This is a genomic window from Desulfovectis peckii (assembly GCF_055391705.1).
Genome location: NZ_AP042409.1, coordinates 2,192,538 through 2,204,057, shown reverse-complemented (window position 1 = coordinate 2,204,057; position 11,520 = coordinate 2,192,538). Strand labels below are relative to the sequence as shown.

Sequence of the window (11,520 nt, the reverse complement as noted above, 5' to 3'; positions counted from 1 at the left end):
AGGTCATGCAGTGGATAACAACTTGCCGAAAGCAGGTTTGGAACAAACATTATTAACTTTATTAGATGAGCAGTCAAAGTACGGTGTGGATAACATCAACATGCTGTTAATGCTGAGCCTGGTTAACTTAATGGGGATAGTTGATATTTTGCAAAGGGCGACAGGGGGGGAAGGACTTAATTTAGAGATTTCCGGCCATCAATCTTCCGCCACAGGAAAAAACCGGGCTAATTCCGGTGCGGCACCTAATGATGACTTAATGTATATATTACAGCAGGCAGCATCAGGCAACCTTAAACCGGATCAGTTAATGAGCATGCTGAGCGGCAAGGTTGACCCGGCAATGTTAGCGATGCTTTCGCAAATGATGCCGCCGCCTCCTCCCCCGCGGGAATCTAAAACGGCACCACCAAAGCCGCCGCCAAAGCCGCCGGGGGAACAGAATGTTAAAGAAAAACCGTCGGCAGTAAAAGAGATGAATGTTGAGGAGGAGCGGTGCAAAAAAAATTCTGGGGCAAAAAACCTTTTAAAATGGGATCCCCGACTAGGATAACCTTAAATTAAGGAGGAATAATCATTATGTTTGGAAACATGGGTCAAATCATGTCCCAAATTCAGCAGATTCAAAACCAAGTACAAAATTTAAAAGTAGAAGTGCCTTGCAGCGGAGGAGAAGTAGTAGTGGTGATGAACGGCAAACAAGAGTTGCTATCGGTGCATATTGATCCGCAGGCCATTCAGACTTTAGAAGTAAAAGAATTAGAAGATAAGATTGTGGAAGCATTGAATAAAGCCCAAATTGAATCAAGAGCGGCGGTAAAAGATAAATTATCTCAGGCGACAGGTTTAGATTTAAACAGCCTGATGAATATGTTCACATGATTGACAATTTGTTGAAGCTGTTAAAAAAGGGCAATGCCGGTACAAACAGTGTTTTATTGGCATTATGCTTGCTCAATTTAACCGGGACAATTAACGCTATAAATAACTATCAAGCTAAGCTCATTACTATCAGAAAAACTTTTCAGGCTAAGCCGTATGAAGCAAAAAACGAAAAAACAAACTTTCAATCAATAAATCAGGATCCGCTTTGTTTAATGACCAGGCTGATTACTGAGGGACCCAGACCGGAATTTTTAGCAACATTGCTTACACATGCCGTTTTAGCATTAATGCCCGGGATAATGAATCCATATAATCATTAGGTGCCGCCATCGGCACCTTTGTTTTTTTAGTTGCCGGGCCTGGGAACGGCAAAGGAAAAAAATAAGGATGCATTGCGCATCCTCATCAACAATTATTGAACGGTATTGTTGTTAAATTCATTGGAATTGGGCGGAACCATGGAGGAACGAAATTCGTTCATTCCGGCACGCATCATTTTAACGGCATTGCTGCTTGCCCGCAACATCCTGCTCAAATGAGCCAGACGTCCTTCTAAATCGTATCCACTCCCCATGATTAGCAAAATTAAAATTAAAAATAAAGTAAAGGCATTAGGCTCTAATATAGAGCCTTTGCCATTTTTAGCATTGGGCATATTAAACCTCCCCTCCGGTTGATTGATGTCTGATCATACTATACGTGCAGGCTTTTAAAATGGTTACTGAATGGCTAAGGTGTTGTAACTTATAAAAATTAAGCAGCATATAGTAAGATAATGCAACAGGATAGGGGGTATTAAATTGAGCTTGGGAGATATAAGTAAATTTAGTGAAAAGTTCAAAGAGATTCAGGAAATATTAACAAAGGCCAATATTGATGTTGTTTCTCGCAGCGGTCATATAAGGATCATTATGAACGGTCAGCAACAGGTATTGGCAATAAGAATTAATCCGGCAGTCTTAAAAGTTCCATACCTTACCCATATTGAACAAGAGCTTAAAGCTATTTTTAACGAGGCACAAAAACGTTCGAAAGAAAAAGCCCTTCAAGAAATTGAAAGGATCACGGGTATTAAGATGGATGCTTACAAGGGGATGTTTTAATACCGGCGGCTGCCGGTAAATTTTTTGGCTTAGCAACTTAAATCAAAATCTAAAAATGTAACATATGCTGACAGGTTGACGTACTTTAAAAATAATAGATTTTCCTACGATTTATCATAGGAAAGGAGGGCTGACTGTGTCAGACCAAGGGATTTTTGGTGTAAAACAAAAATTTTATTCGGGTTATTTTAATATTTATTGTCTTTTTATTTGTCTGGCATTACTTGTTTTGGCTGCAGTTTTGTTAGGGTTAGAGATCATTGGGATAGGAACCTTTATATTTCTCATATTGCTCGGGGTGTTAATATTTATTTTTTTCTAACAAGGGGGTAAAAAATTTTATTAACCCTGTAACAGATATTGGAACCATCTCATATTGTATGATTAGAACGAATCCCGGGAGTTCGTTCAGTCCATTAAAGAAACTACAAGGAGGAATTTAGAATGGGTTTAGCTGAAGCCGTTAAGGAATTTGGTGTAAAAGATTGGGGCCCAGGAATTTGGGTTAAATGCTGCTGCTTATTGCTAGCAGGCTTCATCATTGGCATTGCACTTTTCTTCTGCGGATTGCTTGATTGGAAACTGTTAGGTGTATGGCTCTTCTTAATGCTCGCAATTGCCTGCTGCTGTGGCTTCTTCTGCTAGTTAACGATTAAGTGATGTGGTAGTCTAACCGGGAAGGGCTACACGCTGTGTAGCCCTTTAAACTACCCCATTAAAGGAGGGATTGAAGTCATATGGAAGGAAAACAGGGTAATGTTACAGACACTATTGAAAAATTGTTAGCAAGAATTGAATCCTACCAAAAAGAAAAATCCCTGGACGTAGAGCGGGCACATGAAATGTTTAACAAGCTGGATCAGCTTGTGCAAACGCTGTCGCGTTTGGAATCCCAACGCAGCACGGAAGCCAGGTTGACAGAGAAATTAGAAGTAATGACTAAGCACATTGATAAAGTTTTGCAAGAGCATGACAAGCGTGAGAAACAGGTAGAATTCGAGGAAACCGTGCGCAAAGTATTGCACGGGGCTAAAATAACCGGCAAAGTAATTGAAACTGTAGCCAGCAGTGCTAATGTAATGTTTGATACTATTGCACATTTGTTAAAAGATGAATATAAAGGCAATTCGCTGAAACAAAAAACAGCCAATGAGGAATTTGATCTGGCTACTTTGTTGAAGCCACTGAACAGTTTAATTCAGGGCTTTGCATCGATTGGAAACAGTGCCAAAAATGACAGCGGTTACAGTGCCGACAACAAAGAAACCGGCTTTAACAGTAAACGCACTGTTGAAAGCTCAAAATAATTAGGGTAATTGACGTAGAAAAGGTGATTTTATTTACAAGACCGGTCTTTCACCTCTCTTGAGGCGCCTTGCGAAAAACAATAAACCGCTGTCATTGGTAAATGGCGTTGTCCGCCAATTGCCGGAAGAACCGGCAGGGAAATTTCAAACGGATCCTAAAGTGCTAGCGGTGGAAGACAATCTGCCAATTAAACTGAGGCTGATAAAACAGAGCGCATATACCCAATTTTTGCTAAACCCCAAAGCCCAAAACAGCAAATACCCTGGGGAGTTAATCGCATTGGTGCCAACAATGTAACGAAGATGTTAAAGTAGCGGTGATGGACAGTGGAAAGAGTAGCCCGGATGATGATAACGGTCACCGCATACATGTTGCCGGAACTATAGCCGCTGAAGATAACAATACCGGTATATAAGAAATAGATACAGGTGGTAAACTTAAGTGTTGGCACGGATAGCATAAGTATTAGCTTGCCAATGGCTGTTCAACGGACTGTTGAAGCCGACCTGATTATCGTGGCGGCAGCCAAAAATGACGTACTAATAACTCGGTAGATTACCCCGGGGCATACCCGGAAGTAATTGCCGTTGGGGCGATTGATTTGCTCCTTTTTCAGTTACGGCCCGGAGGTTACGGTAACTGCTTCCAACGGCAAGTATCGGCGTTTGAGCGGTACCGCTCACGTCACCGGGCTGATTAGCCAGGCTTTGAAAATAAAGCCGAACATTTGCTTAAAGGAGCTGCTTTATTTGTTGCAGAAAAGCGGCCAAAGGTTAGCTTGAAGATTTGGAATGTGGATTGGTAAATGCACAAAAGGTTCTTGGCTGAATTGCAAACTTGATTAATAAAATTGAAAGGGATTTTGGCTATCCTAAGTGATACTGAGTAAAGTAGCACTTAGGATTTTTTTGCTGTCTGACAATTAAGACATGCCTTTTAAGCTTAGGGTTCAGGTTGTTTTTTAAATTGTCGTTTGCAGAGTAATTTTCTCTTAAGAATAATTTTGGCACGCCTTGAAAAGACTATCTTTAGTAACAACCATGAATAATACTTGGAGGTGGCAACCATGCCTCAGGAAAAATTTAAGGTCGGGGGCTTGTTTACTCAAGAGGATAAAGATGAAATTGAGACTTACCTAAAGCAAATTGACGGAGTAAAGAAAGTAGAAGCCAATCTCAGTGACCGAACAGTAACTATAGATTATGATTCTGCAGTAGTGGACTTAGGTTGGTTAAAAGAAACACTGCAATCGTTGGGAAACGATCCCTACATTTTAAATTAAAAAGAGGTAAATAATGAGTGGCCGAATGATCGCTTTGTTAATTGCTGCCCTTTCAGGTGTGGCGATGGCGGTACAAGGCACCTTAAACGGGGCACTGGGAAAGGCAATCGGTTTATGGGAAACCACTATGATTGTGCATGTTGTTGGGGCAGCAATTGTCGGTGTATTGATATTTGGTTTTAAATTAGGTGCTTTTGAGTTAGATAAATGCGCTGCTGCACCTTGGTATACATATTTGGGTGGCGTGCTCAGTATAGTTATAGTTTATGCGGTAGCCCGCAGTATACCAAAGGCAGGGGCGGCTCCCGCCACTACTGCCATTATATTAGGCCAGGTTTTTACCGCAGGGTTAATTGACCATCTGGGTCTCTTTGGTATGCAGCGCGTACCTTTTAATCCTTGCCGCATTTTAGGTGTATTTTTGATGGCCGGAGGAGCTTGGTTGATACTTTTCAAAAAATAAGGCATCCCAAATTCTAACTGGGGGATGCCTTTAAATATTGGCATTTTTAATTGTTTTTCTGGGAATGATTTGTTAAGGGGATTAACAGTTTTTGTCCGGGGAAGATAAAGTTGGGGGCAGGTAAATTATTTAGCTCCATAATGCGTTGAATGGGTATTTCAAAACTACGGGCAATTGACCACAATGTGTCTCCCGGGCGGACCATGTAAATAGTAGCGGCCGGTGGTTGTGGTTGCTCAACTGATTGCTCAATTTCTTCCTCAGTAGCTACCGTATTGTTTTGGGGAGCTTCAAGCATATCTTCTGCCACATCCTCTTTTAAGGCATTATCTTCTGCCGGAATAGCAGTCACATCTTCTGATTTAATAACATCTGTTTCTTTTTCCTGTGTAGGAGCCAAATTTATTTGTTCGGCAAGATCGGTAATTAATACCGGAGTTTTGAGCGTGACCATAGCAAACAGTTCTTCAACATCTTTGTTGTGCATACGAATACAACCGTTGGAAATTTTTTTGCCGATGGACGCCGGATTGTTGGTCCCGTGAATGCCATAATGACCGTGAGGGACTGACAATCCCAACCAGCGAGTGCCCAAATTGCCACCGGGGTTATATATCTTAGAGACAATCTTGTATTCACCGGTGGGGGTGGGGGTGGCTGCTTTGCCTACAGCAATAGGGTAAGTTTTGATTAATCTGCCGCGTTCATAAAACTGCAACTTAGCTGTTTCTGTATTTACCAGCAAGAACTTTGCAGCACCAAACTCTTGCTTGCTCAATATGACAATACCTCCTTTTTTCAGAGTATGTTTAAGTTAATGTCTATTTGGTTAACATGAGGTTGTTATTGAATATATGTCCCTATAGCCAAAATATTCCAAAATTTGCACAAAATAATCACTAATACTTAGCGGTATGGAAGGAAATAGGCAAGTTAAAGGCCAATATTTACAGTTAGTATTTTTTAGTAGCAGCAGATGGCGGGAGGATACATAATTGAAAATTAAGTATAAAGCCTATGCCAAAATAAACTTGACTTTGAAAGTATTAGGCAAGAGAAGTGATGGTTATCATGAAATCGAAACAGTTATGCAAAGCTTAGAGCTTCATGACGAATTATATTTTGAAAGTGCACAAGGAGTAAATTTATCCGTTGAAGGTGATGCACCTAAAGGACGGGATAACTTAATATTGCGCGCCGTTGAGTTGTTACAGGAATACTCCGGATGTGACAAAGGTGCCAATATATCACTGATAAAGCGCATTCCGATGGCGGCCGGCTTGGCCGGTGGCTCCACCAATGCGGCAGCGACACTGTTGGGATTGAATGAGCTTTGGGGCTTAAATCTTAATTTAAAAGAGTTAATGGCGCTTGGCGAAAAAATTGGTTCTGATGTACCCTTTTGTTTAGTTGGCGGTACGGTACTGGCCCGTGGAAAAGGTGAAATTTTAACTCCGCTACCGGATGCTCCGGAGATGGGGGTAGTGCTGATTAAGCCGCCATTTGGCATATCAACGGCAGAAGTTTACGAAAACTTTGCCTCGGCCCGTTTAGGGAAAAGGCCAAGTACCGCGGCCATGATTTCAGCCATCAAACAAAAAAATATACCGGAAATAGCTAAAAATTTAGCTAACGATCTGGAATATGTATCGATGGAAATGTATCCGGAATTAAAAGAGATTAAAAAGGCGGCAAGCAGTGCCGGCGCATTGGGTGTATTGATGTCGGGCAGCGGACCGACGATTTTTGCCTTAACCGATAGTAAGTCTGCGGCTGTTGATTTAGCAGAACGATTAAATTATCATAGTGTTCATGTGATTGTTACCGGTTTTAAAAAGGCAAACAAAAACGCGGCAGGTAAAAAGATACAGGAGTTATAAATTTCAAGGTATAATAATACCTAATAATTTCAAAGTTTTAGGAGGTTTGCTTTATGACCGATAAACCGCGCTTGGTGCCGATTAAGTTAGATAATTACAAGCCGCTACGGGATATAGTTTTTGAAACCATGCGTGATGCCATTCTTACGGGGAAACTCAGTCCCGGTGAGCGCTTGATGGAAATGCAGATTGCAGAAGAAATGGGTGTCAGTCGCACACCGGTGAGGGAAGCAATTAGAAAGTTGGAGTTAGAAGGTTTGGTGGTCATGGTGCCCCGCAAAGGGGCCTATGTGGCCGGTATATCTATTAAAGACGTGGTTGATGTTTTTGAAGTGCGTGCTGCACTTGAGGGATTGGCCGCCAGCTTGGCAGCGGAGCGCATTACCGATGAAGAAATTGATCAGTTGGAGCGTTCAATTGTATCGATTTCCGAAGTATCAGACGGCAAGAACATTGGTTCAGTAGTAGAAAAGGATATTGGCTTTCACGACATTATCTATCGAGCAAGCCGGAATGAAAAGCTGATTCAAATTATTACCAATCTGAAAGAACAGCTGCAGCGTTTTCGGGCTACATCACTGGCTACACCCGGCCGTTCCAAACAAGCGGTAGATGAACACCGGCAGATAGTAGAGGCTATTGCTGAACGCAATGCCGAGCTGGCAGAAAAATTGGCCCGCCAGCACATTGAGAATGCTGAAAATATCATGCTGCAAGAAATTAAGAAAAAAAAGGAGTCTGAAGATGCATGATTGACGCCCTGGTGCTTGCCGGCAGCCCTAATGACGGAATGTTAAAAGAATGCAGTGATGTTAGCTTTGAGGCGCTTATCACCATCGGCAAACGCACTATGGTGGAGTATGTTGTTGAAGCTTTAATGCATTCAAAAAATATTGAGAAAATATTGGTGGTCGGCCCTGGGGAGTTGACAAAGATATTTTCTCCTTTGGGCATCGAGGTAATTCCTCCCCAAGATACACTAATTAGAAATATTACCTCCGGATTAAAACATTTGGCCAGTACTAAACACGTCTTGGTAATTACATCAGATATACCCTTAATTACTGCTGAAGCAATAGATGAATTTATCAGAACATGTTTTTTGCATGAAGCGGATCTATATTTTCCGGTAATTTCTCAAGAAGATGTGTGTAGAAAGTTTCCGGGGGTGCAGAGGACTTACGTAAAATTAAAAGAAGGTACTTTTACCGGAGGAAATATATTTTTGGTTGATCCCAAAGTGGTACCTAAATGTGTTAAAGTGGGAGAAAGGCTGATTAAAGCCAGAAAAAATCCTTTGAAGTTATGTAAAATAGTCGGTCTGGGGTTTTTATTTGAATACTTATCTCACAGATTAAGCTTGGCAGAGGCTGAAAAAAAGGTTTCAAAGCTTTTAGATATAAAGGGAAAGGCAATAATTTGCAGCTACCCCGAAGTGGGAGTGGACGTTGACAAACCAAGTGATTTAATGATGGTTAGTAAGTTATTGGGAGTTGACAATTGTTAATTACTGGGATATAGTAATCTAAAATTTATGGCAATAATTTACTAAAAAGTTTGGAAATTAGAAGGAATTTTAAATAAATTGAAGAAAAGTTACCTTAATTAAGTAAATGACAGAAGGTGGTGAAGAGCGTAGTGCAGGTTACCGACGTTCGCATTCGCAAGATTTTACTTGACGGTAAAATGAAAGCAATAGTATCCGTGACATTGAATGATATGTTTGTTATTCATAATGTAAAAGTTGTAGAAGGGCAAAACGGGCTATTTGTTGCTATGCCGAGCAGTAAGACCCCCAGCGGTGAATACAGGGATATTGCACACCCGATTAATTCCCAAGCCAGAGAGATTATTCAAACCGCTGTACTGGAAGCATATGAGGCTGCTTTAAATTCTCAGGCAATTTAAATAATTATTTGTGATTTTTAAAATAAAGGGAGCTAAAAGCTCCCTTATTTAGTGTAAAAAATAAGAATTTAAATTATCAAAAGAGTAAAACTTTTAGGATAAGACGGCTTTATAATGTAAAAGTTAGAGGAATAAGATAATCTCTGTTGAATTGTATTACGTGGTTTTAAACTTTATATTAAAAGGAGGGTTCCCGTATGCGGCTTGCGGCTGTGGTATTAGCAGCAGGAAAAGGAACGAGAATGAAATCCGCACTGCCCAAGGTTTTACACCCGGTAGGCGGCAAGCCGATGTTGGGACATGTTCTGGACGCACTGAAGCATGCCGGCGTAGAAAAAACAGTGGTTGTCGCCGGTTACGGTGCGGAAAAAGTGAAGGAATATGTAGGATCTGCAGCCGAGGTGGTTTACCAACATCAACAATTAGGTACCGCCCATGCTTTAATGCAGGCTGCTGACGCGCTGAATTCTTTTTCGGGACATGTGCTGGTAGTTTGTGGAGATACTCCGCTAATTACTCCGGAAACACTAAAAATGCTTTTTAACAAACACCTGGAAGAAAAAGCGGCGGCTACCGTTCTCACTGCCTTGGCAGAGGATCCGACCGGTTACGGAAGGATTATTCGGGACAGTACCGGCAGAGTGGACCGGATTGTTGAACAGAAGGATGCTACACCGGCAGAGCTGGCGGTGAAAGAAATTAATACCGGATTTTATTGTTTTGCCCTATCCGGCCTGTTTGAAGATTTGAAAAAAATATCCGCTCAAAACCTTCAAGGAGAGTATTACCTTACGGATATAATTAAAATATATAATGCTCAAGGTAAGCTTGTAGCAGCATGCAGCTGTTCCGATATTAATGAGGTAATGGGTGTCAACGACCGTCGACAACTGGCCGCTGCCAACCAAGTGATGCGCATGAGGGTACTGACTAAGTTAATGGACGAGGGTGTCACAGTGGTAGATCCGGAAACAACATATGTAGACGCCACCGTCACCGTTGATAACGATGCCCTGTTATATCCCGGTACAATTATTGAAGGAAACACGCGTATCGGCAGTTTTTCCATTGTCGGACCAAATACGCGTATTGTCAACAGTTCGGTGGGGGAAAACTGTCAACTGCAATATTCCGTAATTTTAGACAGTGAAATCGGTCCGAACTGCACAGTTGGTCCTTTTGCTTACATTAGACCGGGTACCAAGCTTGGTACCGGCGTAAAAGTCGGTGACTTTGTCGAGGTTAAAAAGAGTACAATCGGGGATAACACTAAAATACCCCACTTAACCTATATCGGAGATGCATTGATCGGTCAAAAAGTTAACATTGGCGCCGGCACAATTACCTGTAATTACGACGGCAAACATAAATATGTAACGGAAATTGGCGATCATGTTTTTGTCGGCAGCAACAGTAATTTAGTTGCTCCTGTTAAGGTGGGTTCTGAAGCGTTTATTGCAGCAGGTTCCACCATTACCGAAGACGTTCCTTCCGGTGCTTTGGCAGTGGCCAGGGAGCGCCAAATCAACAAAGAAGGATGGGTAAATAAGAACAAATAATGCAACAAACTTGGAGGTTAGGAAATGGGTTCGGGAAACAAACGGTTAAAAATTTTCAGTGGTAATGCACATAAAGATTTAGCTATTGAAATCTGCCAGTACTTGGGAGTTACACTGGGAGATTCAAATGTCCAACGCTTTAGCGACGGGGAAATAATGGTAAGGATTAATGAAAGTGTCCGTGGAGCGGATGTCTTTATTATCCAACCCACCAGCAACCCGGTAAATGAGCACCTTATGGAGTTGTTGGTGATGATTGATGCCATCAGGCGTGCTTCGGCCAGACGAATCACTGCGGTTATTCCTTATTACGGCTATGCGCGTCAGGACAGAAAAACAAGGGCCCGGGATCCGATTACAGCAAAACTTGTGGCCAACTTATTGTATGCAGCAGGAGCCAGAAGGGTAATTACCATGGATTTGCATGCCGGTCAAATTCAAGGCTTTTTTGACATACCGGTAGATCACCTGCCCGGGGTGCCAATCTTAGCGGAATATTTTTTACAAAACAAGATAGAAGATTTGGTTGTTGTTTCGCCGGACATCGGCGGGGTAACCCGAGCGAGGGATTTGGCAGAGCGGCTGGGCGTGCCTTTAGCAATCATAGATAAACGCCGTCCTGAACCCAATGTGGCAGAAGTAACAAACGTAATCGGTAAAATAAAAGGTAAAAGTGTAATTATGATTGATGATATAATTGACACTGCCGGTACCATAACCAATGGTGCTGCTGCCCTGATGGAGCGGGGGGCCAAAGAAATATACGCTTGTTGCACCCACCCGGTCTTATCCGGCCCGGCGGTGGAACGTTTGCAGAACTCTGTGATTAAGGAATTGGTAGTTACCAATACCATACCGTTACCGAAAGAAAAAATGTTTGATCGCATCAAAACCTTATCAGTTGCACCGATTTTGGGCGAAGCAATCATTCGCATTCATGAAGATTTATCGGTAAGCAAATTGTTTGATGTTTAAAATTTTATAAAAAATAGGCCGTTACTTTGAAGCGGCCTCTTTTTTATCTTCCTCCTCCTCATGCTTTTGGGTGTGATAGATTAACTTGTCGTAACTGCGGTCGGCAAAACCGGTGATAAATTGATCCGGTCTTTTAGTTGACATCGTACCCCTCCTG

18 protein-coding genes are annotated in these 11,520 nt (G+C 41.9%); 15 read left to right on the top strand and 3 right to left on the bottom strand.

Going from position 1 to position 11,520, the window contains the following annotated elements:
- The first annotated feature begins 10 nt into the window (after positions 1-10).
- Genes ACZ5NG_RS10980 through ACZ5NG_RS10970 form a run of 3 tightly spaced genes read left to right on the top strand, consistent with a single transcriptional unit; the run spans position 11 to position 1,205 of the window.
- Entirely contained in the window at positions 11-553 is a 543-nt protein-coding gene (locus ACZ5NG_RS10980) for a hypothetical protein (protein ID WP_464251834.1), read from the top strand.
- Between the two features lie 26 nt (positions 554-579).
- Entirely contained in the window at positions 580-882 is a 303-nt protein-coding gene (locus ACZ5NG_RS10975; RefSeq protein ID WP_464251833.1) for a YbaB/EbfC family nucleoid-associated protein, read from the top strand.
- The gene (locus tag ACZ5NG_RS10970) at positions 879-1,205 is read left to right on the top strand and encodes a hypothetical protein (protein ID WP_464251832.1); all 327 of its coding nucleotides are present in this window, start codon (positions 879-881) and stop codon (positions 1,203-1,205) included. The genes ACZ5NG_RS10975 and ACZ5NG_RS10970 overlap by 4 nt, the downstream gene beginning before the upstream one ends.
- A gap of 92 nt (positions 1,206-1,297) precedes the next feature.
- On the opposite strand, the gene ACZ5NG_RS10965 is transcribed toward ACZ5NG_RS10970, so the two are convergent.
- Positions 1,298-1,540 (bottom strand): hypothetical protein, encoded by a 243-nt coding sequence (locus tag ACZ5NG_RS10965; RefSeq protein ID WP_464251831.1) that lies wholly within the window; start codon positions 1,538-1,540, stop codon positions 1,298-1,300.
- Positions 1,541-1,685: 145 nt separating this feature from the next.
- Between ACZ5NG_RS10965 and ACZ5NG_RS10960 the strand changes: the two genes are divergently transcribed.
- From ACZ5NG_RS10960 to ACZ5NG_RS10935, 6 genes are all read left to right on the top strand, one after another.
- Positions 1,686-1,988, top strand: a complete 303-nt coding sequence (locus tag ACZ5NG_RS10960; protein ID WP_464251830.1) for a YbaB/EbfC family nucleoid-associated protein — start codon at positions 1,686-1,688, stop codon at positions 1,986-1,988.
- A gap of 444 nt (positions 1,989-2,432) precedes the next feature.
- On the top strand, positions 2,433-2,633 hold the full coding sequence (locus tag ACZ5NG_RS10955) for a hypothetical protein (RefSeq protein WP_464251829.1): 201 nt from the start codon (positions 2,433-2,435) through the stop codon (positions 2,631-2,633).
- Between the two features lie 92 nt (positions 2,634-2,725).
- Entirely contained in the window at positions 2,726-3,295 is a 570-nt protein-coding gene (locus ACZ5NG_RS10950) for a hypothetical protein (protein ID WP_464251828.1), read from the top strand.
- 588 nt (positions 3,296-3,883) lie between these two features.
- A complete protein-coding gene (locus ACZ5NG_RS10945) occupies positions 3,884-4,078 on the top strand; it encodes a hypothetical protein (protein WP_464251827.1) in 195 nt (64 codons plus the stop codon).
- A gap of 284 nt (positions 4,079-4,362) precedes the next feature.
- Positions 4,363-4,578, top strand: coding sequence for a heavy-metal-associated domain-containing protein (locus ACZ5NG_RS10940; protein ID WP_464251826.1), 216 nt, complete (start codon positions 4,363-4,365; stop codon positions 4,576-4,578).
- A 13-nt stretch (positions 4,579-4,591) separates the two neighbouring features.
- Entirely contained in the window at positions 4,592-5,041 is a 450-nt protein-coding gene (locus ACZ5NG_RS10935) for a DMT family transporter (protein WP_464251825.1), read from the top strand.
- 46 nt (positions 5,042-5,087) lie between these two features.
- On the opposite strand, the gene ACZ5NG_RS10930 is transcribed toward ACZ5NG_RS10935, so the two are convergent.
- Positions 5,088-5,819, bottom strand: coding sequence for a L,D-transpeptidase family protein (locus ACZ5NG_RS10930; RefSeq protein ID WP_464251824.1), 732 nt, complete (start codon positions 5,817-5,819; stop codon positions 5,088-5,090).
- Positions 5,820-6,036: 217 nt separating this feature from the next.
- On the opposite strand from ACZ5NG_RS10930, the gene ispE reads away from it, so the two are divergent.
- From ispE to ACZ5NG_RS10900, 6 genes are all read left to right on the top strand, one after another.
- The gene (gene ispE / locus ACZ5NG_RS10925) at positions 6,037-6,921 is read left to right on the top strand and encodes a 4-(cytidine 5'-diphospho)-2-C-methyl-D-erythritol kinase (protein WP_464251823.1); all 885 of its coding nucleotides are present in this window, start codon (positions 6,037-6,039) and stop codon (positions 6,919-6,921) included.
- 53 nt (positions 6,922-6,974) lie between these two features.
- Positions 6,975-7,673, top strand: coding sequence for a GntR family transcriptional regulator (locus tag ACZ5NG_RS10920; RefSeq protein ID WP_464251822.1), 699 nt, complete (start codon positions 6,975-6,977; stop codon positions 7,671-7,673).
- Positions 7,670-8,428 carry a nucleotidyltransferase family protein gene (locus tag ACZ5NG_RS10915; RefSeq protein ID WP_464251821.1) on the top strand — a complete coding sequence of 253 codons (759 nt, stop codon included), beginning with the start codon at positions 7,670-7,672 and terminating at the stop codon, positions 8,426-8,428. Before ACZ5NG_RS10920 ends, ACZ5NG_RS10915 begins: the two co-directional genes overlap by 4 nt.
- Positions 8,429-8,559: 131 nt before the next feature.
- The gene (gene spoVG / locus ACZ5NG_RS10910) at positions 8,560-8,829 is read left to right on the top strand and encodes a septation regulator SpoVG (RefSeq protein WP_464251820.1); all 270 of its coding nucleotides are present in this window, start codon (positions 8,560-8,562) and stop codon (positions 8,827-8,829) included.
- A gap of 197 nt (positions 8,830-9,026) precedes the next feature.
- Complete coding sequence (gene glmU, locus ACZ5NG_RS10905) at positions 9,027-10,388, top strand: bifunctional UDP-N-acetylglucosamine diphosphorylase/glucosamine-1-phosphate N-acetyltransferase GlmU (protein ID WP_464251819.1); 1,362 nt, start codon at positions 9,027-9,029, stop codon at positions 10,386-10,388.
- 24 nt (positions 10,389-10,412) lie between these two features.
- Entirely contained in the window at positions 10,413-11,363 is a 951-nt protein-coding gene (locus ACZ5NG_RS10900) for a ribose-phosphate diphosphokinase (protein ID WP_464251818.1), read from the top strand.
- A 21-nt stretch (positions 11,364-11,384) separates the two neighbouring features.
- Here ACZ5NG_RS10900 and ACZ5NG_RS10895 read toward each other — a convergent pair whose 3' ends face one another.
- Complete coding sequence (locus ACZ5NG_RS10895) at positions 11,385-11,507, bottom strand: hypothetical protein (protein WP_464251817.1); 123 nt, start codon at positions 11,505-11,507, stop codon at positions 11,385-11,387.
- Positions 11,508-11,520 lie beyond the last annotated feature (13 nt).